This window comes from Vibrio sp. HA2012 (genome assembly GCF_002812955.1).
Taxonomy (GTDB): Bacteria; Pseudomonadota; Gammaproteobacteria; order Enterobacterales; family Vibrionaceae; genus Vibrio.
In genome coordinates this window covers 154517-176821 of the sequence record NZ_PFXK01000001.1, presented here as the reverse complement: position 1 = coordinate 176821, position 22305 = coordinate 154517, and the positions used below count along the sequence as shown (strand labels likewise).

21 protein-coding genes, 1 tRNA gene and 1 pseudogene are annotated in these 22305 nt (G+C 45.5%); 4 read left to right on the top strand and 19 right to left on the bottom strand.

From position 1 onward, the window contains the following. Positions 1 to 39: 39 nt before the first annotated feature. Complete coding sequence (locus tag CSW98_RS00815; protein ID WP_100798552.1) at positions 40 to 1533, bottom strand: hypothetical protein; 1494 nt, start codon at positions 1531 to 1533, stop codon at positions 40 to 42. A 189-nt stretch (positions 1534 to 1722) separates the two neighbouring features. On the opposite strand from CSW98_RS00815, the gene CSW98_RS00810 reads away from it, so the two are divergent. Continuing rightward, positions 1723 to 2367 carry a hypothetical protein gene (locus CSW98_RS00810; RefSeq protein WP_100798551.1) on the top strand — a complete coding sequence of 215 codons (645 nt, stop codon included), beginning with the start codon at positions 1723 to 1725 and terminating at the stop codon, positions 2365 to 2367. A 160-nt stretch (positions 2368 to 2527) separates the two neighbouring features. Here the strand turns inward: CSW98_RS00810 and CSW98_RS00805 are convergent. From CSW98_RS00805 to CSW98_RS00795, 3 genes and pseudogenes are all read right to left on the bottom strand, one after another. Then, a pseudogene (locus tag CSW98_RS00805) lies at positions 2528 to 3766 on the bottom strand (tyrosine-type recombinase/integrase). 329 nt (positions 3767 to 4095) lie between these two features. After that, positions 4096 to 4183, bottom strand: a tRNA-Ser gene (locus CSW98_RS00800). A gap of 166 nt (positions 4184 to 4349) precedes the next feature. Then, complete coding sequence (locus tag CSW98_RS00795) at positions 4350 to 4802, bottom strand: L-alanine exporter AlaE (RefSeq protein WP_100798550.1); 453 nt, start codon at positions 4800 to 4802, stop codon at positions 4350 to 4352. A gap of 294 nt (positions 4803 to 5096) precedes the next feature. Between CSW98_RS00795 and CSW98_RS00790 the strand changes: the two genes are divergently transcribed. Continuing rightward, positions 5097 to 5666: a UPF0149 family protein gene (locus tag CSW98_RS00790; RefSeq protein WP_100798549.1), complete on the top strand. Its 570-nt coding sequence runs from the start codon at positions 5097 to 5099 to the stop codon at positions 5664 to 5666. Between the two features lie 102 nt (positions 5667 to 5768). Here CSW98_RS00790 and nadA read toward each other — a convergent pair whose 3' ends face one another. The 15 genes from nadA to aspS form a co-directional block, all read right to left on the bottom strand. Next, positions 5769 to 6833: a quinolinate synthase NadA gene (gene nadA / locus CSW98_RS00785; RefSeq protein WP_100798548.1), complete on the bottom strand. Its 1065-nt coding sequence runs from the start codon at positions 6831 to 6833 to the stop codon at positions 5769 to 5771. A gap of 141 nt (positions 6834 to 6974) precedes the next feature. Beyond that, the gene (gene ybgF / locus CSW98_RS00780; protein ID WP_100798547.1) at positions 6975 to 7769 is read right to left on the bottom strand and encodes a tol-pal system protein YbgF; all 795 of its coding nucleotides are present in this window, start codon (positions 7767 to 7769) and stop codon (positions 6975 to 6977) included. A gap of 13 nt (positions 7770 to 7782) precedes the next feature. Further along, entirely contained in the window at positions 7783 to 8325 is a 543-nt protein-coding gene (gene pal / locus CSW98_RS00775; RefSeq protein WP_100798546.1) for a peptidoglycan-associated lipoprotein Pal, read from the bottom strand. 32 nt (positions 8326 to 8357) lie between these two features. Further along, positions 8358 to 9710, bottom strand: a complete 1353-nt coding sequence (gene tolB, locus CSW98_RS00770; RefSeq protein WP_100798545.1) for a Tol-Pal system beta propeller repeat protein TolB — start codon at positions 9708 to 9710, stop codon at positions 8358 to 8360. A gap of 27 nt (positions 9711 to 9737) precedes the next feature. Continuing rightward, a complete protein-coding gene (gene tolA / locus CSW98_RS00765; protein ID WP_100798544.1) occupies positions 9738 to 10772 on the bottom strand; it encodes a cell envelope integrity protein TolA in 1035 nt (344 codons plus the stop codon). A gap of 6 nt (positions 10773 to 10778) precedes the next feature. Then, entirely contained in the window at positions 10779 to 11228 is a 450-nt protein-coding gene (locus CSW98_RS00760) for an ExbD/TolR family protein (RefSeq protein ID WP_100798543.1), read from the bottom strand. A 2-nt stretch (positions 11229 to 11230) separates the two neighbouring features. Next, positions 11231 to 11917, bottom strand: coding sequence for a protein TolQ (gene tolQ / locus CSW98_RS00755; RefSeq protein ID WP_100798542.1), 687 nt, complete (start codon positions 11915 to 11917; stop codon positions 11231 to 11233). A gap of 66 nt (positions 11918 to 11983) precedes the next feature. Beyond that, positions 11984 to 12409: a tol-pal system-associated acyl-CoA thioesterase gene (ybgC, locus tag CSW98_RS00750; protein ID WP_232733454.1), complete on the bottom strand. Its 426-nt coding sequence runs from the start codon at positions 12407 to 12409 to the stop codon at positions 11984 to 11986. Between the two features lie 264 nt (positions 12410 to 12673). Further along, positions 12674 to 12763 (bottom strand): cytochrome bd-I oxidase subunit CydX, encoded by a 90-nt coding sequence (cydX, locus tag CSW98_RS00745; protein WP_100798540.1) that lies wholly within the window; start codon positions 12761 to 12763, stop codon positions 12674 to 12676. A 14-nt stretch (positions 12764 to 12777) separates the two neighbouring features. Continuing rightward, positions 12778 to 13914 (bottom strand): cytochrome d ubiquinol oxidase subunit II, encoded by a 1137-nt coding sequence (cydB, locus tag CSW98_RS00740; protein ID WP_100798539.1) that lies wholly within the window; start codon positions 13912 to 13914, stop codon positions 12778 to 12780. Between the two features lie 16 nt (positions 13915 to 13930). Then, positions 13931 to 15514 carry a cytochrome ubiquinol oxidase subunit I gene (locus CSW98_RS00735; RefSeq protein WP_100798538.1) on the bottom strand — a complete coding sequence of 528 codons (1584 nt, stop codon included), beginning with the start codon at positions 15512 to 15514 and terminating at the stop codon, positions 13931 to 13933. 497 nt (positions 15515 to 16011) lie between these two features. Further along, a complete protein-coding gene (gene ruvB / locus CSW98_RS00730) occupies positions 16012 to 17025 on the bottom strand; it encodes a Holliday junction branch migration DNA helicase RuvB (RefSeq protein ID WP_100798537.1) in 1014 nt (337 codons plus the stop codon). Between the two features lie 21 nt (positions 17026 to 17046). Then, entirely contained in the window at positions 17047 to 17667 is a 621-nt protein-coding gene (gene ruvA, locus CSW98_RS00725) for a Holliday junction branch migration protein RuvA (protein WP_100798536.1), read from the bottom strand. Positions 17668 to 17759: 92 nt separating this feature from the next. Beyond that, positions 17760 to 18281 (bottom strand): crossover junction endodeoxyribonuclease RuvC, encoded by a 522-nt coding sequence (gene ruvC, locus CSW98_RS00720; protein ID WP_100798535.1) that lies wholly within the window; start codon positions 18279 to 18281, stop codon positions 17760 to 17762. 177 nt (positions 18282 to 18458) lie between these two features. Further along, complete coding sequence (aspS, locus tag CSW98_RS00715) at positions 18459 to 20231, bottom strand: aspartate--tRNA ligase (protein ID WP_100798534.1); 1773 nt, start codon at positions 20229 to 20231, stop codon at positions 18459 to 18461. Positions 20232 to 20502: 271 nt separating this feature from the next. On the opposite strand from aspS, the gene cmoA reads away from it, so the two are divergent. Both cmoA and cmoB read left to right on the top strand, forming a co-directional pair. Further along, the gene (cmoA, locus tag CSW98_RS00710; RefSeq protein WP_100798533.1) at positions 20503 to 21231 is read left to right on the top strand and encodes a carboxy-S-adenosyl-L-methionine synthase CmoA; all 729 of its coding nucleotides are present in this window, start codon (positions 20503 to 20505) and stop codon (positions 21229 to 21231) included. A gap of 2 nt (positions 21232 to 21233) precedes the next feature. Then, positions 21234 to 22205 carry a tRNA 5-methoxyuridine(34)/uridine 5-oxyacetic acid(34) synthase CmoB gene (cmoB, locus tag CSW98_RS00705; protein ID WP_100798532.1) on the top strand — a complete coding sequence of 324 codons (972 nt, stop codon included), beginning with the start codon at positions 21234 to 21236 and terminating at the stop codon, positions 22203 to 22205. The last annotated feature ends 100 nt before the right edge of the window (positions 22206 to 22305 follow it).

The following is a 22305-nucleotide window of genomic DNA, read 5'->3' as shown; positions in this document are numbered from 1 at the left end:
ACCTGTGCATCGAAATTTTCTCAGCACTCTGGAAAAAACTCAGGCAGGCAGAAACATTTTTTTGATAATTTGTTCCATGTCTTCATGAACTCTAAACTTTCTGAGCACATTCAGTTCACCATCACTGGTACAAAGTTCAAATCTATTTTCAACTATCTTTAACTCATCGTCTCTAGATTCATCATTCAGCTCACTGCCAATATACAAAATTTCGTAGCCCCCAATGTATTCTTCTCCAGTATTTGAACAAATCTTAAACCTGGGTACTATCGCAGCCCTTTTCAATTTAAAATCACGCCCTAGCGCTTGTTGTAAAAAGGACCAATACCGTTTGGCTATGCGTGTTGCAAGCATTTTGATCAACCATACCAATTGAAGATACTCCGAACACAGCAGCCCGACGTCTGCTTTTCCTTGTATTTGGTAGGAGTTAAAGCCTAGAGTAAGTGTAGATTTGACCTCTTTTTCCAACGTTTCTAGCACACTTGCTTCGGTATTGATATTCTCTTTAGTGGCAGATGCACCTTTCGTTAAATGACTATGAAAATTAGACAAAAGAGTTTCAGCGTATTTTTTGCTTAGAAGTTCATTCGGCATAAAGTGATGTAGTGATTCCGGCGATACCGTAAAACCATTGCAACCACTTTGCGAATCGGACAGCATCTCAGATGCGATTTCACATAGTTTTCTCTGGAAAGACTCCTCCAGCCTTCTTTCTCGAAAGAAGCGCCCTAGTTTTTCTATCTCAACAGAATCAACATAACCTTTTACTACACTCGGCCACCTGGCACTATTTCCCGGACCACGTTGAAACAATGCTTTCGCTTCAGTTTCCGTGTTTCCATCCGATATACCTTCGATTCTAACGCTTAACCTAGAAACATGACTCCCCCACCCAGTAAGAAGCGGATGGAAAACATTAAGATAGTAAGTACTCTTCACTTTTCCAAACAAAGCGACTCCGGTACATCCTGATACTTGATGCCGGATGATCCCCATTTCTAACAAAGTTGCTAGCTGTGATTTAAATCTGTCTCGACTTAATCCTCCCATTAATTTTGAAATTTGCGCTGTGCTTAAGTTCGGTACAACTCCCATCTCGTCAGCGTGAACAAGTAGTATTAACAGAAAGAGACGACTCGCACTACGCAGTTTTACCTTCTTCTCCCCATTCTTTAACTCCTTACGATAGAGCACCTTATCAACTGCACTATTTTTGTTCTTGAAAACCATTTTGGACAGGGGAGATTCCTCAATAGTTTCCTTAAGCCTCTGCGTAAACTCATAATCATTATTACCCCTACCTTTAGCAATACCTGTACCTTCTTTATTCCATTTGCGAGTGGATCGCACCAAAACATATCCGTCCGACTTGAGCTTTTTAAACAGGCTAACAACGACAGACCGTGTAGATAAACACTTATCAGAAAGCGTCAACACGCTCACAGAAAACGTTTTTTTACAGCCATACATTTTAAGCAGTGACAACAACAAAAATCGTTCTTCTGTAGTGTAAGAATCCGGTAAACCCACGAAGAAATCCTCTAAAAGGCAAAAAATTACAGGGTGTATATATAGAATTTTAACATGTTTTGATTTTCGTTTTAATAGTTGTTATAAGATGTGTTCGAGTATATGTTTCGATATCTGTTCTAATTTTTATTTTTAAGATATAGTCGTGATAACCCGTTTATTTCTCATTCAATAAAACAGGGATTTCGAATGTTCGATATCAATAGCAAAATGATCAAAAGACTAGACTGGATAGATCCATCGAATAAAGAACAAGTAAACTGGATCTGTTCCTACCTAAAGGCAAAAAACTGGACTGATGGCGGTGATATCGATCAACTGGTAGACCTAATCGGAGAATTCAGAGAATATGCACTGAAGCTACCAGAAACTGCGGATACTAGAGAAGCGTTACGAAACATGAAAGCCGCATGGAAGCAATGGGCAAAAAGAGAGAGTAACCGTCGCTCTAAGGAGTTTGCTGAAGGTGCTTACACCATATCATTGGAGGCTCGGGAAGAGTTAAACAAACTAGCAATGCAAAATGGTTGCAGCCTTAGTCAAGTTATTGAAACATTGCTCATCAATGCAGCGGAGATAGACCACCTACAAAAAGAACTCCAAACAGAAGTGAAGAGAGCAAAAGACAAACGCCTTCATCGATTTAACAGTGACTTTCTTTCAACTTTCTTTTCTAGCACCCCAATCCAAGAGCAAGTTAAATTGCTTACGCAGAACATAGAAAATCAAAAAGCCGATGAGGAAAAGAAGCACCAGGAACAAATGGAAAAATCGTTGAACGCTATAAAGGATAAAGCAGAAAAAATCATTTCACTTGAAACGGAAGTGAAGTAGCTAAAAGCCCAACTATTAGAACTATCTGATCAAAACAAACAACTAGAGGTAGAAGCAAAGGATGCACGCCGGAAATGAACTAGATGATCTAGCCTTGTTGTAGCATGTCAGGTGGATAAGCCTACCAGCAACAGGAAAGGGAGCTTCAGCTCCCCCTCTCTCATCCTACCGCTTTTAGATGAACCACCCCAGTAACTGACAAAGATCCCACAGCAGCCTCATCAATATAGTTACTCCACCACTCCATCATCTTCCGTCGGCGTTCCAGATAATCAGTGCGATTATAAGCGGAACGGATAGCATTTCGGTCCTGGTGAGCAAGCGCGGCTTCAATAATATCTGGATCAAATCCCTGTTCATTCAGCGTGGTACTAGCCAGAGAACGCATACCATGAGCCGTGGTTCGTGATTTGAATCCGATACGTCCTAATGCCTTGTTAATAGTTTCAGCATCGATAGAGCGCTTAGGAAAGCGCATGGATGGGAAAATATGGACCCTGTTACCACTGAATGGGTGTATACGTTCCAAAATAGCAATAGTTTGATCTGTAAGTGGGATACGATGCTCACGCTTCATCTTCATTCTGCTTTTCGGAATAATCCAAAGTTTGTTCTCAAGATCAATTTCATCCCAGCGAGCTCCGGCCGCTTCACTTGGCCTAGTCATGGTATGTAGCTGCCATTCGATAAGGCATTTCGTTGCTAACTGCATATTGGCTGTAGCGACTGTCTGCAACAGCTCAGTGATCTCGTGAGGCTTAAGCGCAGCCATATGCTTTGCTTAAGGTGATTCGAAAGTCTTACCAACACCAGCCAGAACGTTATGCCGTAACAGCCCACTATTAATAGCAAAGTTCATTACCTCATTAACCAACTGAATCGTTCTCTTAACCGTCTCAAGCTTACCTTTATTGGCAAGAGGTCTAAGTGCATCTTGAACGATCAGTGGGGTCAAACTACTAACCGGCATGTCTCCAAATTTTGGAAATGCATACAGCTCTAGTTTGCGCCAGTTTCCCTGAACAGTTTTAGGTTTCAGCTTATTCTTGGTCTTAACCCACCCTTGAGCCACGACAAAAAATGTATTGGCTAATTCTTCCTTTCTCTTTGCCGCTTTATCTAATCTATGCTGCTTAGGATCTATTCCTTCATTTATAAGCACACGCATGTCATGCGCTTTATCTCTGGCCTGCTTAAGAGTCAGAATATCCAGACTGCCCAAACCTAACATTGTGGTTCGGCCTGTAGTCCGGTTCCTATAGCGAAATTCCCAGTATTTGAGTTTGTTTGGTTTAATCAGTAGATAGAGTCCACCACCATCGTTAACACGATAAGGTTTCTCTTTTCCCTTTGCTTCCTTTACTTCTTTAGCCGTCAATTTGTGCAGTAAATGTGACATATTCTCACCCCGTGTATGATAATCCAGAGGGCTCAAAAAGATGCGATTTTCGCGTCATACACCAAAATCTATAAGCGCATGTTTTTATTGAGCAATTCTGTAAAAATAGGGAGAAAAATCGGTATTTTTTCAGAGGTCAGGTGTATGACGTTTTGAGCCGATTTAGTGTATATCTCCCAATCCGGGTTTGATTAAATCATACACTCTGTCATACCCCAAACCGTCGGATTTTATGAGACAGGATGAGACCAAATGAGATGGTAACTTATTGATTTTACTATTTAAAAGGCACAAAAAAAGACGTCCTGGGACGTCTTGATTCGAGAATGTGGCGGTGAGCAAGAGATTCGAACTCTCGATACGTTGCCGTATACACACTTTCCAGGCGTGCTCCTTAAGCCACTCGGACAACTCACCGTATCTGAATATTCGTTGTCTTCTCTGTGACAACGAGGCGCTAATTTAATGATTAAGGTCTGATTGGTCAAGTATAAAAGCAGAAAAAAATCAGCTTTCACGTCTGATTGCCTATAAATTAGCTAATTATCACAAAATATAAGCAATTCATATAGCTCGGATATTTCTATGCTTGCTGATGATAGTAACCCGGAACCCGGAACCAGCGGCGGCAAATTTCCAGAAACTGGCCATATACAACCCCCATCCCGCAGGAAATTACTGCAGTACTCGCCAGCGCAGTAATGATCTGATCATAAGAAGCACCAACAGCAAAAAGAATACCTGCGTACACCGGAAGCTGGAATGAGACAAATGCAAAAAGGTCAGCAATCACTTTGACTACCCGACGGTGAGAAATATTACCACTCAACTTAATAATCCAGTCTCTGTAGATACCATACGGCCAGGCTATCGCAATATTAACCGGAATCGCCATCAGTCGTGAAGCAAGCGACTGCTGGAACGTCATTCCCGACAGCAGAATTTCTACCGCCATCCCTAAAGCAGAACAAAAAACAACCATCGCAAAAGTATCAGCAGCAGCGTGCCGAACAGAGAACGAAGCCTGTAATTTCATAGAGAGTCACCACCAATAGCATAAATAACTATATAAGAACACGTTAAGCAAAACACTTAACTAAGGATGCGCATTATATATAGATATATATACCATGAAAACATTTTTCGCATAGTGATTTACTCTGTATTTTTATTTGTTTTTTGAATCTCTCGCTAAGAAAGGAATTTCCGGTAGTGTTATTCACTACCTTTGCTGGTTAAGTTCAAATATTCATCACTTGGTTCTGCAAAACACATACAGAGCCGATAACCCCTGTTAAGATAAGAAGCAAATACTTAACGGAAAACTAAAGTGACTTTAAAAGAATTTCTTCAACAGCCCGAATTGCGCAATAAACTTGTCTGTGAAGCAGAAACAACCGGTTTTGTTACCGCGATGGCGGCTGCGCCTCACCTGATCAATCCTTCTGAGTGGCTACCCTGCCTATGGGGAGATCATGAAGAAGCCCCTTTTGAGGATGGTGCCCAGTTTGAACAATATGCCCATCTGATAGTAGGACTCTGGAATCAAACCCGTGAACGCCTGTTAAACGGCTCCTGGTGTTGGCCAGAAGGGTATGCTCTGGATGAGAAAGACATTATCACTGATGACGTCAGAGGCTTTGCTGCCGGTATGCTGGACGGGTGGCATATGACGAAAGATGACTGGGAAACTATTATGCCATCAGACAGTGAAGATAATGCTCTGATTGGCGGTTTTATTCTGTCATTGAGTATGCTGTATGACCCGGAAACCTCGGTAGAAACCCTATCTCAGGAAGGGGTTGAAGGATTAGACCAGTTTGAAGAAATATACAATGCAGTACCTGTCATGATATGCGGACTGACTCAGCGGGCTGCAATACTGGCTGAAGCAAAATAGAGGCGAAGGAAAAGTAGACTTTTCATGGCGCTTTGACGCTTGAAAATCAGGTATTCATTCTCACACAAAGGCATGAGAGTGAATACCTGGTTAAGAGGCTAATCAGGCATTTCCCTGCACCGTAGCATTCATCTGCTCGGAGAAAGCCAGCATACGGTTAAGCGGGATCAACGATTTTACTCTGATCTCTTCGTCGATAAAAATCTCATGTGCATTGCCTTTTTCGGTCAGTGCACTTTCAATCGCAGCCAGACCGTTCATAGCCATCCACGGGCAATGGGCACAACTTCGGCATGTGGCACCAGCGCCTGCTGTCGGAGCTTCCAACAACTCCTTCTCAGGAACCATCTGCTGCATCTTATAGAAGATACCTCTGTCCGTAGCCACAATCAGCTGTTTATGTGGTAACTCTCTGGCTGCTTTTATCAACTGACTGGTTGAACCAACTGCATCCGCCAGCTTAACCACACTGGCCGGTGATTCAGGGTGCACCAATATTGCCGCATCCGGATACACCGCCTTCATATCATTCAGACGTTTGGCAGAAAACTCATCATGTACCACACATTCGCCCTGCCAGAGCAGCATATCAGCACCGGTTTGTTTCTGAATATAAGATCCCAGATGGCGATCCGGTCCCCAGATGATTTTTTTATCTTCCGAATCAAGATGCTCAACAATATCCAGCGCAATACTGGACGTGACAATCCAGTCTGCACGAGCTTTTACTGCCGCAGAAGTATTCGCATAAACAACAACCGTATGATCCGGATGTGCATCACAAAACTGGCTGAACGCTTCGATAGGGCAACTTAAATCAAGGGAACACTCTGCTTCCAGAGTCGGCATCAGAATCGTTTTTTCCGGAGTCAGAATCTTTGCCGACTCTCCCATAAAACGGACACCGGCAATCAATAATGTCGTCGCCGGATGGCGATTACCAAATTTGGCCATTTCAAGGGAATCCCCGACAAAACCACCAGTCTCTTCGGCAAGTGCCTGAATCTCAGGATCGGTATAATAATGTGCGATAAGAACCGCATCTCTCTCTTTGAGCAGTCGTTTGATATTCTTCGTGTGAGTCTGTTTCTGCTCGTCAGTTAAAGGCACTGGCTTAGGAGGAAATGGGTATGCTGTTGTATCTATTAAATCTAATATGTGGCTCATTGCTCATGCTCTACGCAACTCTCCAGGATTCGGGCATTGTACACCTGATAAGAGTTTATACCAAACGCTAAGCCGGATTTAAAAGCATAAAAACCGAGGGCAGAGTGATGTTTTCTCTGCCCTTTCTTACATCACAGACAATCAAAGATGCTGCTGTGCCGTTTTAGCCGATGCACTATCAGGATACTCACTGATAACCTGTTGGTAGTATTTCTTCGCGACTTCAGGCTTGTTATTGCGTTTGGCAATATCACCCAGTTTTACCAACGAGTCCGCACGTTTGTTGGAATCTTTGTACGCAACGACAGAAGCAAAACTTTTTGCCGCTTCAACATCCTGCTTCTGAGCAAAGTAAAGTTGTCCAAGCCAGTAGTGTGCATTCGGAGCAAAATTGGACTCAGGAAAGTCTGCCTGAAACTTTTTAAAAGCAGAGATGGCTCCAGCGTAATCCTTCTTCTTCAGGATCAAATCAACTGCCGCTTTATATGCCGTTTCTTCATCAGCATTCGCTGTATAAGTACCACTTGCTGCCGGGACATCCGAACTATCCGCAGCTTGAACAACATCAGATGAAACAGGTTGAGGACTATTTTTTACTTCACCACGAACACGATCCAACTCGATAAACAGCTCTTTCTGCCGTTCCAGCATCTGGTTCATATCATATTGATTACGCTCAACAATACCCCGTAAAGTCTGGATTTCAGCGGCCATCGTATCAAGTTGCTGCTGCATCTGAACCTGAACGCGGCTACGATTATTCAGCAGACGTTCAAGACGCTGGATTTCAGTTTCCGGAGTTTGTGTCTGAGAAGCACTGACTGCACTGGAGGAAGTACTGTTTATATCAGATACTGGAGCCGGTGCGGCAAAAGAACTTCCTGCCACACCAGCCAGTAACGTAAGCGAAACAGCGCGCTTAAAGTTACTGAACATAAGTCAATCCCGATTAGTATACAATAACCGCACGGCGGTTTTGCGCATAAGCTGTTTCACTCTGACCAAGAACAAGCGGTTTTTCTTCACCGTAGCTCATGATTTGAATCTGGTCAGCCTGAACACCCATTGCCTGCAGATACTTAGATACAGCTTCTGCACGACGTTCGCCCAGAGCAATGTTGTATTCAGGAGTACCACGCTCATCCGCATGACCTTCAATCTTCACGCTGATAGAAGAATCTTTGCTCAGGTATGCTGCATGTGCAGCCAGCATTTTTTCGTAATCACCCGATACAGTTGCATTGTCAAATGCAAAGAATACAGTCTGAGATTCACGAAGTTTAAGTTCCTGAAGCTCTCGCTCAGAAAGCTGAGATTGTGCATCTATTGGTGAAACAATCGTTGTATCTGTTGTTTGCTGAGCACCAGCTGTGTGCTGCTGATTAGTTGTTTGCGTTGAAGCATCTGCTGCGTCATCACTGGAGCTACATGCAGTAACAGCCAATACTGGTAGCGCAATTAGAAGCCCTTTGAGAACCTTATTAAGTTGCATCTTATTTCTTCCTTATTAATTAAACTCAGTCGCTACAAAAACGGTGACCAGGCGGGTGCTCTAACACGCCCATTTGTTGCCGGTAATCTAGCTTTAAATCGGCCATCTATCGATACCATAGAAAGGATGTTCTTCTCTCTATAGATAGAGCTATAGATAACCATACCACCATTCGGTGCAATACTTGGAGACTCATCAAGAAGCGTTTTGGTTAAAACCTGAACGGCTCCTGTTTCCAAATCTTGTTTCGCCAGATTAAATCCGGAAGCTGAACGATTTACCATGATCATAAAGCGTCCGTCCGGGGTAATCTGACCCCCTAAATTCTGGCTACCTTGCCAGGTCAGACGGTTTGTCGAACCATCAGACAAATTTACTCGATATATCTGTGGTTTACCACCCCGATCCGAAGTAAAAATAAGAGATTCTCCATCTGGATACCAGAAAGGTTCTGTATTATTTGATCTACCCCGCGTTATCTGCTTTAACTTTCTGCTTTCAAGATCCAGAGTATAGACCTGCAGATTACCGGTTTTGGACAGTACCAGTGCCAGAGTCTTACCATCCGGTGAAAATCTTGGCGCACCATTATGACGAGGAAATGACGTTAATTTTTCTCTTTTTCCTGTATAGATATCCATCAGGAAAATTTCCGCCTGACCGTTCTGAAAGCTGACATAAGCCAGTTGTCTGCCATCTGGTGACCAGGCTGGTGACATCAGCGGCTGTTTGGAGCGAAGAACCAAGCGCTCATTGTATCCGTCATAATCGGCAATACGCAGCTGGTATGGATACTTTTCTTTGTCGTTGATCACAACATAAGCGATACGGGTCAGAAACGCCCCTTTGTCACCCGTCAACTGCTCATAAACCAGATCAGAAATACGATGGGCATACTCTCTCAGACGATTACCCGGCACTGTAGCCCGCTTATTGAACAGAACATGGTCTTTAGAAAGGACCAGTTCACCGGCACCGTTCAAAGCCCGGCTTTCCCCACCGGTCAATTGTCCGCGAATAACATCGATCAGCTGATAGCTAAGCAGGTAATCCCCTTCCGCACTTTGGGTAATGGTTCCGGTCAACAGTGAATCAACGCCCAAACCAGTCCAGGCACTGAAATCCACATCGGTATCCGTGTAAGGTGTCTGTGGCATCTTATTCACAGAGACAGGGCTGAACTTACCACTACGCTGCAGATCAGAGGCGATAACGGCAGAAATATCCTGAGGCAGAGGCTGAGTACCTTCCCACTTAAAAGGAACAATCGCTATCGGCCTGGCCGAATCGATACCTTCGGTGATCACCAGCTCCAGTGCTGCATGGGCAATATTGGCAGCACTTAAACAAACTAAAAATAAACCTGTAATAAGTCGTTTAATCACAGCTGTTTCCTTATTTCCTTACCTTTCTTACAACTCAGGGGTAACCGTTAAAATAATATCTTTCACCTCAGCAACTACATCCGGGTCCGAAGGCAGAGGAAAAGAGCTGACCTGAGCTACCGCCCGTTTCGTCGCTGCGCATAAACGGCTGTCCCCTTCCTTGGCGGTCACATCCCGAAGGATGGCACCGGAACCTGTTGGCAATAGTCGCAGGCTCACCTTACACGACTTTCCCCTGAAAGAGTCCTCCACCAGAAGATTCTGCGTGATCAGTTGCTTATAAATTGCACCATAACGATCTGTTTCTGAAGCGATATGCTTCTGTTTAGCGACTGAGTTTTGTGCCGATTCTGTCTCCAGCCCGGCAAAGATATCACCCAGTGCCGCTTCCTGCTCTTTGCGTTCTCTTTCAAGCTGCTCTAAGCGCTGCTTTTCTTTACGTGCTTTTTCTTGCGCTTCTTTTGCCGCTTTTTCTTCGGCTAAACGTCGTTGCTCGGCTTTCTCCGCTGCAACTTTAGCTTCCTGAGCCGCTTTCTCTCTCGCCAGACGCTCTTGTTCTGCTTTTTCAATCGCCGCCTGTTTGGCCTGTCGCTCTTGCTCTATTCTCTCTAAATCCGCTTGCTTTTTCTTCCGCTCAGCTTCGGCTTTAACGGCCAGTTCTTTCTCCCGACGAAGCTTTTCCTGTTCTTTGCGTACCCGTTCCTGCTCAAGCTGCTGCTGTTTTTCTGCTTCCCGGGCTGCTTTTTCTGCTCTGGCCTTTTCTTCTTTCAATTTACGAACCTGCTCTTCTGCTGTTCTGCGGTTCTGTTCCAGTTGCTCACTCTGCTTACGCAATTTTTCGAGGCGTTCCTGCTCCGCTCTGGAAGCGGCCTCCCGCTGCTGACGGATTTCCTGCGCCTGCTGCTGTATCAGTTGAGGATCAATAACGACAGCCTGCACCATACTTCCCATCGGCTTGGGTTCTGACAGAGAAAAATCGGTTCCCCAAATCAAAGCAGCCACTAATACCAAATGCAGTATTACGGATATGACGATGGCAGATGTATAATTGTCTTTTTTCATTTACGGCTAAGACTGTTCCCTGATTTCGGTCAACAGGCCGACTTTCTCAATACCGGCCCGGTTCAATTCATCCAATATCAACACCACTTCTGCATAAGGCGTTGCAGCATCACCGCCAACCGCCACAGGAGAATCCGGTGCCAGTGTCAGCTCCGCCTTTACCCGGATAATGACATCCTGCAGTGACAGCCCTCTGACAACAGGTTCATCATTGACACTGAGCCCAAGATTCCCATCACGGTCAATCTCAACAATGATAAAGCTGGCATCACTGTGACCAGCGAGATCTGACGCTGTTTTCGCTGCCGAGGCAGAAGGCAGCTCAACCTCGACCCCCTGAGTCACAAACGGTGAAGTCACCATAAAGATAATCAGCAATACCAGCATCACATCAATGTAAGGAACAACGTTGATCTCAGCAGTCAACTTTCTTTTCTTGGGTTGATAGCCCGCCATGATTATGCGTCCTTCTCACTCATAGCCTGACGGTGAAGGATACTGTAAAACTCTTCCGAGAAAGTAGCATAAGCATGTTCCAGCTTACTGACCCGGCTGCTCAGACGGTTATAAGCCATCACTGCCGGAATAGCAGCAAATAGCCCCATTGCGGTTGCCACCAGTGCTTCGGCAATTCCCGGAGCGACCATAGACAATGTGGCCTGCTTCACTTCCCCAAGAGCGATAAAGGCATTCATGATCCCCCATACCGTACCAAAAAGACCGATATACGGGCTGATCGAACCGACTGTTGCCAGAAAAGGTAAGCTGGTTTCAAGGCTATCGACTTCTCTTGCTACCGCAACCCGCATGGCTCTGCCGGTGCCTTCCATAACAGACACATTGGAAGAACCGCTCGTACGGCGCAAACGGGCAAATTCTGTAAAGCCACTGTAAAAAACCTCTTCAGACCCGGTAATTTCATCTTTACGTACTTTGACTTTCTGATAAAGCTGAGAGAGATCCTGTGTTGACCAGAACTCATCTTCAAATTTATCCTGCTCATGAATCGAAGCTGACAGTGCCTTGCTGCGTTTAATAATGATTGCCCAGGAGGCAATAGACATTCCTAACAGGGTCAGCATGACAATCTTGACCAAAAAACCTGCCTGCAAAAAAAGATCGATGATTGAAATCTCTGCTGTCACTTTCAATTAACTCCGGATCACTCATTCAGATAATCAATCTGGCCTTCGCCGCCAGATTAACACACATTATTTATCACAATATTTCATTAACGCATCAAATACGCAAACCGGCATCGCTTTAGGCTTCATCTTTGCACTGCTTATGCATGCTACCTTAACCTTAGCCCGGCACAATACCTTTCCGTCAGGATTAACCATTTCCTGACAAAATACCAACGAAGCCTTTTTTAGGTCACAAACCGATGTGAATACTGATAACTGGTCGTCAAGCCTTGCACCACGAATAAAATCAATATCCATATGGCTGACAACAAAACCGATATCGTCTTCCAGAAGGCTTTGTTGGGAGACACCTCCGGCACGCAGTAGTTCCGTTCTGGCTCTCTCAAAAAACTTCAGATAATTAGAGTGGTAAACCACACCGCCAGCATCCGTGTCCTCATAGTAAACAGTAACAGGCCATTGAAATGGTGAAGCTGGTTGGTGCTGCAAAATGGTTACCTCGTTAAGCTGCCGCCAGACCCTAAAGTCTTACGGGCTGTCAAATTTATAAATATCAGTACGCTACTATACCCCATGAATATGGCATTAGTACGAAAAGAGCTAACTTTTTTTGAAATAAGTTAAGAAATTTGAAGCTCTCTCATAAGTACGTCATCTGATTTGCACAGTTAATAAACAGAAGAGAACAGACAAACTAAAAAGGGGGCCTGAATACAGGCCCCCCTTTTACTATAAGCGAAACATAAACGTCGATTATTTGTCTGCTTTCTCAAGTTTCAACGTGTTATAGATAGCAAACCCGGAAGCAGCAAACACACCAAAAACCCAAATGAAATACCACATATTTGTTGCTCCTTTTAATAGAGTGAATTCTTGTTCTCTTCGATAAACTTAGCATCCAGGCGACCAAACATTTTGGTGTAGGCCCAGATGGTATACGCAAGAATAATCGGCACAAAAACAGCCGCAATAATAGTCATAATCTGCAGTGTCAGCTCACTGGATGTGGAATCCCACATCGTCAGACTGACACCTGGCATCAGGCTGGACGGCATAACAAACGGGAACATGGTAAAGCCCGCCGTCAGAATGATACCTGCGTTGGTCAGGCTGGCTGCAAGGAAAGCCAGTCCGCCGTTCTCTTTGCGGGTGGCAAAAATAGCAACCAGAGGCATCAGCACACTTAATAGCGGAGCCAGCCACAACAGCGGATATTTCTCAAAATTTGCCATCCATGCACCGGCTTCACGAACCACCTCTTTATTCAAGGGATTAGAAGCAGCCATGGTATCAATGCTGCTTTTTATTACATATCCATCCATACCACTTACCCAGAAACCGGCAGCAATAAACAGAACGATAATCAGTGCAGAAGTAAGCTGACTTACCCCCATTGAACGGGTATAGACATCATCGGTTGTTTTCATCTGAAGCCACGCCGATCCCTGCAACAGGAACATCAGCAGGCTAATCACACCACACAGCAGACCAAATGGATTCAGCAGACCGAAGAACGACCCCTCATAGCGTGCCATAACAAATTCGTTCAGCGTAAAAGGCACGCCCTGAATCAGGTTACCAAACGCTACACCAAAGATAATCGGTGGAACAAAACCACTAATGGAGATAGCGATATCCCACATATTACGCCATTTGGTATCTTCGATTTTTGAGCGGTAATCCAGACCAATAGGACGCAGCCACAAAGCAGCCAGTGTCACGATCATCGCCAGATAAAAACCAGAGAAAGAAACCGCATAGACCAAAGGCCATGCTGCAAACAGAGCACCACCGGCGGTGATCAGCCAAACCTGATTGCCGTCCCAATGCGGAGCAATAGAGTTGATCATAACCCGACGTTCGCTGTCGGTTTTTCCGATAACCGGGAGCAAAGCACCAACCCCCATGTCAAAGCCATCGGTCACGGTGAATCCAATCAGCAGGACGCCAACCAATACCCACCAAATAAATCGCAAGATTTCGTAATCAAACATTATTCATTCTCCCTGCTTAAACTTCTACTTGGCGGCTAACTTTGTTTTCACCAGAATCAAGTTGTTCATAGTGATAACGGCCTGTTTTCAGACTGCTTGGTCCCTTACGCGCAAATTTCACCATCAGGAAAACTTCCGCAATCAGGAACAGAGTATAAAGAATCATAATAGCGGCAAGTGACAGCCATAATTCTGCAGAAGAAAGTGCAGAAGCGGCGACATTGACAGGAAGAATATCACCAACCGCCCATGGCTGACGGCCATATTCTGCAACGAACCAGCCCATTTCAACACCAAGCCATGGCATAGGAATACCAATAATAGCGGCTTTTAGTACCCAGGTTTTATCGATGACTTTACGTTTTACGGAATAATAGAATCCGGCACCAAAAATTAACAGCATGGCACAGCCAAGACCGACCATAATGCGGAATGCCCAGAACAAAGGCCATACCGTTGGAATGGAATCATCAGCAGCGGCTTTAATCTGCTCTTCACTGGCATCAACAACTTTATCGGTATAACGTTTCAGGAGCAGACCATAGCCCAGATCGCCTTTTACCTCATCAAAAGCCGCCAGATTTTCTGCCGATTTTTCACCAGCGCGCAGTTTTTCCAACAACGCATAAGCATACATACCGTTACGGATACGCGCTTCGTTCTGCTCTTTCAGATCATGGATACCCAACACCTGCTTATCCGTAGAACGGGTTGCAATAAGCCCCATGACATAAGGGATCTGAATAGCAAAATGGTTTTCCATTTTATCCTGATCAGGGAAAGCAATGACATTAAATGCTGCCGGAGCCTCTTCGGTATGCCATTCAGCTTCAATCGCCGCCAGTTTCACCGGCTGCACATGACCCAACTCATAACCAGATTCATCCCCCACAATGATCAGTGCAATCACCGCGACCAGACCAAAAGACGCTGCAACTGAAAATGAACGCTTGGCAAATTCAACATCGCGCCCTTTCAGCAGATAATAAGCACTAACCCCAAGGATAAACATGGCACCAGTGGTGTAGCCTGCCGCTACGGTATGGACAAATTTCACCTGAGCTACCGGGTTGAGCACCAGCTCAGCAAAACTCACCATCTCCATCCGCATGCTTTCAAAGTTGAATTCAGAACCGACTGGGTTCTGCATCCAGCCATTTGCGACCAGAATCCATAATGCAGAGAAATTGGAACCGAAAGCAACCAGCCAGGTAACCGTTAAGTGTTGCTTCTTAGATAAACGATCCCAGCCAAAGAAGAATAAACCGACAAAAGTGGATTCCAGGAAAAAGGCAACCAATGCTTCGATAGCCAGAGGCGCACCGAAGATATCCCCTACATAGTGAGAATAGTACGACCAGTTTGTACCAAACTGAAACTCCATGGTAAGGCCGGTCGCCACACCAAGAGCAAAGTTGATACCAAAAAGTTTACCCCAGAACTTGGTCATGTCCTTATAAACTTCTTTACCGGTATATACATATAACGACTCCATAGTAGCAAGCAGAAATGCCATACCCAGAGTCAGTGGAACAAACAGGAAGTGATACATCGCAGTGAGCGCAAACTGCAACCGCGATAGATCAACGACGTCAATCATGAGAACTCCTTTTGTGTCGGCTGAATGACACTGATAATTATTGCTTCAATACAGACAAGTTTTTCCAGTGATATAGCTTGATTATAAACCACTCTACTCAATGTTATTATTTTGTACCGTACTGGTTAATTTTATTGTGAAATTTGCTCTAATAAGCTGCTACTAATGTTAATAGTAAAAACCCTATGTTTCAAAGTGTTTCCACTCAACAAGCGCCTTGATTTGGGTCAACTTTATTCTTCACCCCACCCGAAATAGCAGCAATAAATGATTTAGATCAATTATATCATGTAATTTAATTCTAAACCAAGGCATAAAAACCCACTTTCTTCATGGTTTTCATGAATATCCAACAAAAGATTACAAAATGAAGTGATTAACAGAAGTGTGAAATTGTCCACATTTATAGTGGTGCTATCTGCACTCAGAATGACGTTGTATCTGGGATGTACTCCCGCACAGGAGTGCGGGAACAAAATAAGAAAGCGGAATCAGTGTCAAAGTCGATCAGTATCAAAGCCAAAATGCAGGTAGGCTCTATCAGTTGCAATCCGGCCTCTCGGTGTACGTTGCAGGTATCCCTGTTGGATCAGATAAGGTTCGATAACGTCTTCAATGGTGTCTTTTTCTTCACCGATAGCGGCGGCCAGATTATCCAGCCCGACCGGACCACCGGAGAATTTTTCCATGATCGCCAGCAACAACTTTCGGTCCATATAATCAAAGCCAAGATGATCAACATCCAGCATATTCAGTGCCTTATCTGCGATATCCACACAGATATGTCCGTTACCTTTCACCTCTGCATAATCACGTACCCGCCTTAACAGACGGTTGGCTATCCGTGGTGTACCCCGGGCGCGCTTCGCGACTTCCAGAGCCCCTTCACTGTCCATCGACAGGTTCAGACATTCTGCACTGCGCCGGACGATATGCTGCAGGTCGGCAACCTTGTAGTACTCCAGTCGCTGCACGATACCGAATCGATCTCGCAATGGCGATGTCAGAGAACCGGCTCTTGTGGTCGCTCCAATCAGGGTAAAAGGTGGCAGATCAATTTTAATTGAACGGGCAGCCGGGCCTTCACCAATCATAATATCCAGTTGGTAATCTTCCATAGCCGGATACAAAACCTCTTCCACCATAGGGCTGAGACGGTGGATCTCGTCAATAAAAAGGACATCGTTTTCTTCAAGATTCGTCAGCAACGCCGCCAGATCACCGGCTTTTTCCAGAACGGGTCCAGACGTTGTACGGATATTGACTTCCATTTCGTTAGCGACAATATTTGCCAATGTGGTTTTACCCAAACCCGGAGGACCGAATATCAGCAAATGGTCCAGAGCTTCACTGCGCATTTGAGCCGCTTTGATGAAAATCTCCATTTGATCCCGAACAGGGTTCTGTCCCTGATAATCGGCGAGTTTTTTAGGCCGGATCGCCCGGTCGATAACTTCTTCGTCTTTATAAACCGAATTATCCGGTGCAATTAAACGGTCTGCTTCAATCATCTTTTACGTCTATCCTGTCTGTTAAACCATGGATTTCAATGCATCCCGGATCAGAGTTTCACTGCTCATACCCGGCTGTGCAACCTGAGAAACGACCTTAGATGCCTGTTGTGGTTTATATCCCAGAACCACCAGAGCACTGACCGCTTCTTCCTGTGCCTGCTGAGCCGAATCTGCAACCGGAACAATATCCATGGGAGCCGCATCAGTGGCCGGAGTAAACAGAGCTCCGTCTCCCCAGCCTTTCAGACGATCTTTCATTTCAACAACCAGGCGCTCTGCCGTTTTCTTACCAACACCCGGCAATTTAACCAGCGTAGAGATATCCTCCCGTTCAACACAAGAAACAAACTGTGCCGCTGTCATGCCAGAAAGAATAGCCAGTCCGAGTTTAGGGCCGACGCCGTTGGCCTTAATCACTTCCCGAAACAGTGCCCTTTCTTTTACCGTATTAAACCCATACAGCAGTTGCGCATCTTCCCGAACAATAAAATGGGTATAGACCACCGCTTCCTGCCCCGCATCAGGCAGTTCATAAAAACAGCTCATCGGCATCTGAACTTCATAGCCGATACCTCCGACTTCAATCAATACTTCAGGAGGCTGTTTTTCCAGCAAAATACCGCGCAGACGTCCGATCACAGGGAGATTCCTTTATTCAAAAACTAACAGAAATAGGGTTATGGGAGAAAATGATAATAAATAACTGGATGGATATCCAGTAAAAAGAACGGTTATCTGTATCGCCCCTTACGTGCACTGGTAGCCTTACCAGCGAGCGCAATCAGGGTTTTATTAGTATTGGCATGACAAATTGCCACACCCAAAGCATCAGCGGCATCGGCCTGAGGCTTGCCCGGAAGTTTCAGCATATTCATCACCATATGCTGTACCTGTGACTTATCAGCACCGCCGGTTCCCACAACAGCCTGCTTAATTAATCTGGCTGCATATTCATACACGGGAAGATCAGCATTGACTGCTGCGACAATCGCACTACCGCGAGCCTGCCCCAGCTTCAGAGCCGAATCGGCATTTTTAGCCATAAAGACCTGTTCTATAGCAAACGCATCCGGCTGAAACTGAGTAATGATCTCGGTCACTCCGGCGTAGATCTGTTTTAACCGTCCCGGTAAGGCTTCTTCTGAGGTACGGATACAGCCACTGCCAAGATAATGCAGATGACGACCTTCCTGCCGGATAACACCATAGCCGGTGATTCGCGAGCCGGGGTCGATACCGAGAATAATGCTCATAAGAAAACCCTACAGAGAATGGCAAAAGACCAGAAACTAGCAAGATAATTTATACTTTGCCGCTCGTTATATTTACCGCTAGTTATCTTTTGCACTTGTTATGTGTTAACTAGCGGTAAACTTTTACAGTTTCTGCCAACGACGCAATCTAATATCTGGTCTCTTATAGCCAGTCAGTTACTTTTCTTCTTTCACTACAGTGACAGCAACTGCCAGCTCTTCAAGAGCCGCCGGATTGGCCGGGCTTGGTGCATCAGTCAGCAGACAGGCTGCTGCTGTTGTTTTCGGGAAGGCAATAACATCACGAATGTTTTCCGTACCGCACAGCAGCATCACCAGACGATCCAGACCAAACGCCAGTCCAGCATGCGGTGGAGTGCCGTATTTCAGCGCATCCAACAGGAAGCCAAATTTCAGGCGCTGCTCCTGCTCGTCGATACCCAGAATATCAAACACTGCAGACTGCATAGCGCCACTGTGAATACGCACAGAACCACCACCGACTTCATAGCCGTTAATTACCATATCGTATGCATCAGAATTTGCCGCGGCAGGGTTTGCTTTCAGCTCTTCCGGAGTCATACCCAGAGGAGATGTAAACGGATGGTGCATTGCATGCAGATGACCCTCATCGTCCTCTTCAAACATAGGGAAATCTACAACCCACAACGGAGCCCATGCAGAGGTATCGGTCAGCTCAAGGTCAGTACCCAGTTTCAGACGCAATGCTCCCATTGCTTCTGCAACCACATTGGATTTATCTGCACCAAACAGAATAATGTCACCGGAATCCGCTTCTGTACGCTCAAGAATCGCGTTAACAACGTCTTCAGAAAGGAACTTAGCCACAGGAGACTGAATACCTTCCATACCAGCCGCTCGGTCATTCACTTTCATCCATGCCAGACCTTTCGCGCCGTAAATACCGACAAACTTAGCGTACTCATCCAGTTGTTTACGAGTCAGTACCGCTCCGCCCGGAACACGGATAACCGCAACACGACCTTTCGCATCATTTGCCGGTCCGGAAAACACCTTGAAATCCACATCTTTTACCAGATCCGCGACGTCCACCAGCTCCAGCGGGTTACGCAGATCAGGCTTGTCAGAGCCGAAACGACGGATAGCTTCGGCAAACGGCATCACCGGAAATTCGCCCAGATCCACGTTCAGCAGTTCCTGCCACATTTCACGGATCATACGCTCAGTCACTTCACGCACCTGAATGGCACTCATAAAAGAAGTTTCAAGGTCGATCTGAGTGAACTCCGGCTGACGGTCTGCACGCAGGTCTTCATCACGGAAACATTTTACGATCTGATAGTAGCGGTCAAAACCTGACATCATCAGAAGCTGCTTAAACAGCTGTGGAGACTGAGGCAGAGCATAGAAACTGCCTTTGTGTACCCGGCTTGGAACCAGATAATCACGTGCACCTTCCGGTGTTGCTTTCGTCAGTACCGGCGTTTCAATATCCAGAAAATCATTACTGTCCAGAAAACGGCGCACAAAGCTGGAAGCCTTAGCACGCAACTTAATGCGGTCACTCATTTCCGGACGACGCAGATCCAGATAACGGTATTTCAGACGCTGCTCTTCAGAGTTATTCTGATTAAAGTCCAGCGGCAGCACATCCGAACGGTTGATGATCTCCAGCCCTCTCGCCAGCACTTCAACCTCACCGGTTGCCATATCTTTATTAATCTGGCTCTCTGGGCGTTCACGCACTTCGCCTGTCAGTCTGATACAGAATTCGTTACGCAGATGGTTGGCAACTTCAAACACATCCTGCATATCCGGGTCAACAACTACCTGAACAATGCCTTCCCGGTCTCGCATATCGATAAAGATAAGACCCCCAAGGTCACGGCGGCGATTAACCCAACCACAAAGTTCAACAGTTTGCCCTGCAAGGGCTTTGTTCAGATGACCACAATACTGGGTGCGCATAATGAAATTCCCAATCAAAAAATTATTAAAGATTCAAAGGCCACATTTATACTCGGAAAGTTGGTTAAAATCGACCTTTCCGGTAACTTTTTATCGTCTTTCTCTATAATTTTGACGGCCTTCCCCTGTGATTGGATGCAAATCATACAGCCAGTATTTCACACAGAATTTTTCCTGCGCTCTTTCTGCTGTCTGAACTATCTTTGCAGTGACATATCTTCTGTTTTCCCTTAGAATACGTCCCCATTTTTTAAGCATAAAGAGGCACCCAATGAGCAACCGAGATACCATATTTTCTGCTCCTATTAATCAAATTGGTAACTTCACCTTTGATGAGCGGGTAGCAGAGGTTTTTCCGGATATGCTACAACGCTCAATTCCGGGTTACAGCAATATTATTTCAGCGATTGGTATGCTGGCTGAACGCTATGTCAAACCCCACAGCCATGTTTATGATCTAGGGTGTTCTCTTGGTGCTGCTACCTTATCCGCAAGAAGAAATATTAATCAGGAAGGGTGTCGTATTATTGCCGTGGATAATTCCCCGGCCATGGTAGAACGTTGCAAATTACATATTAATGCCTACCGTTCCGATACCCCGGTAGAAATACTGGAAGCTGATATCCGGGATGTTGATATTAACAATGCCAGCATGGTCATTCTTAACTTTACCCTACAATTTCTCTCGCCAGATGACCGACGTACTCTGCTGGAAAAAATCTACGCAGGGTTAAAACCAGGTGGTATTCTGGTTCTGTCTGAAAAATACACGTTTGAAGATGAAAATATTAATGAACTGTTGATCGACCTGCACCATACGTTTAAGCGTGCTAACGGTTACAGCGAACTGGAAGTCAGCCAGAAACGCAGTGCCATCGAAAACGTGTTGATCCCGGATTCTATCACTCTGCACAAACAACGCCTTACAGATATCGGTTTCTCCAGTGCAGAAGTCTGGTTCCAGTGTTTTAACTTCGGCTCAATGGTTGCAATTAAATAATCATGTTCAATTTCGCTAACTTTTATCAACTTATCGCGCAGGATACCCGCCTTCAGCCGTGGCTGAATATTTTGCCTCAGCAACTGAGCGACTGGCAGAATGCCGAACACGGTGACTTCGATCGCTGGTTACGGGCGCTGAATAAAATCCCGGAACAGACTCCGGACATGGTGGATCTGGCAACCTCAGTAACAATTTCCAACCATGACGTACTTGCTGAAGGAGAACGCAGAAAGCTGGAAAACCTACTGCGTACTTTTCACCCGTGGCGTAAAGGCCCGTATCATCTGCACGGCATTCATATCGATACGGAGTGGCGCAGTGACTGGAAATGGGACAGGGTACTGCCACATATCTCCCCACTCAAAAACCGTTCGGTACTGGATGTGGGCTGCGGAAACGGCTACCACATGTGGCGTATGCTGGGTGAAGGTGCCCGTCTCTGTGTGGGTATCGACCCTTCTCACCTGTTCCTTATCCAGTTTGAAGCCGTACGCCGTCTGCTGGGTAATGACCAACGTGCGCATCTGCTGCCGCTGGGTATTGAACAGCTACCGGAACTGAATGCTTTCGACACAGTTTTTAGTATGGGCGTTCTTTACCACCGCCGCTCTCCTCTGGATCATCTTATCCAATTGAAAAATCAGCTGCTTCCCGGCGGAGAACTGGTTCTCGAAACGCTGGTCATTGAGGGTGACGAAAACGCCGTACTGGTTCCTATGGATCGCTATGCTCAGATGCGCAACGTTTATTTCTTCCCGTCCGCCAAAGCATTAAAAGTCTGGCTGGAAAAAACCGGTTTTGAAAACGTGCGAATTGTCGATGAAAATACCACAACAACCGGCGAACAGAGAACCACCAGTTGGATGACCCACAATTCACTGCCCGACTATCTGGATCCAAAAGACCCGTCCAAAACCGTAGAAGGCTACCCGGCCCCAAGACGCGCGATTCTGGTGGCCAGGAAAAGCTGAAATAAGAGAATCTCTCAAATCAACATTCAGGACTGATATCCTGACATTTCTTTGACAAAAGGGGGCTTTGCGCCCCCTTTTTTATCATATACACTTCGGA

Coding starts and splice junctions, on each gene's coding strand:
- cmoA (WP_100798533.1), top strand. CDS start 20,503: ATGAGCAACCGAGATACCATATTTTCTGCTCCTATTAATCAAATTGGT.
- nadA (WP_100798548.1), bottom strand. CDS start 6,833: ATGAGCCACATATTAGATTTAATAGATACAACAGCATACCCATTTCCT.
- ybgF (WP_100798547.1), bottom strand. CDS start 7,769: ATGTTCAGTAACTTTAAGCGCGCTGTTTCGCTTACGTTACTGGCTGGT.
- ruvB (WP_100798537.1), bottom strand. CDS start 17,025: ATGATTGAAGCAGACCGTTTAATTGCACCGGATAATTCGGTTTATAAA.
- tolA (WP_100798544.1), bottom strand. CDS start 10,772: ATGAAAAAAGACAATTATACATCTGCCATCGTCATATCCGTAATACTG.
- cmoB (WP_100798532.1), top strand. CDS start 21,234: ATGTTCAATTTCGCTAACTTTTATCAACTTATCGCGCAGGATACCCGC.
- cydB (WP_100798539.1), bottom strand. CDS start 13,914: ATGTTTGATTACGAAATCTTGCGATTTATTTGGTGGGTATTGGTTGGC.
- ruvC (WP_100798535.1), bottom strand. CDS start 18,281: ATGAGCATTATTCTCGGTATCGACCCCGGCTCGCGAATCACCGGCTAT.
- cydX (WP_100798540.1), bottom strand. CDS start 12,763: ATGTGGTATTTCATTTGGGTTTTTGGTGTGTTTGCTGCTTCCGGGTTT.
- CSW98_RS00810 (WP_100798551.1), top strand. CDS start 1,723: ATGTTCGATATCAATAGCAAAATGATCAAAAGACTAGACTGGATAGAT.
- CSW98_RS00795 (WP_100798550.1), bottom strand. CDS start 4,802: ATGAAATTACAGGCTTCGTTCTCTGTTCGGCACGCTGCTGCTGATACT.
- CSW98_RS00760 (WP_100798543.1), bottom strand. CDS start 11,228: ATGGCGGGCTATCAACCCAAGAAAAGAAAGTTGACTGCTGAGATCAAC.
- pal (WP_100798546.1), bottom strand. CDS start 8,325: ATGCAACTTAATAAGGTTCTCAAAGGGCTTCTAATTGCGCTACCAGTA.
- aspS (WP_100798534.1), bottom strand. CDS start 20,231: ATGCGCACCCAGTATTGTGGTCATCTGAACAAAGCCCTTGCAGGGCAA.
- CSW98_RS00735 (WP_100798538.1), bottom strand. CDS start 15,514: ATGATTGACGTCGTTGATCTATCGCGGTTGCAGTTTGCGCTCACTGCG.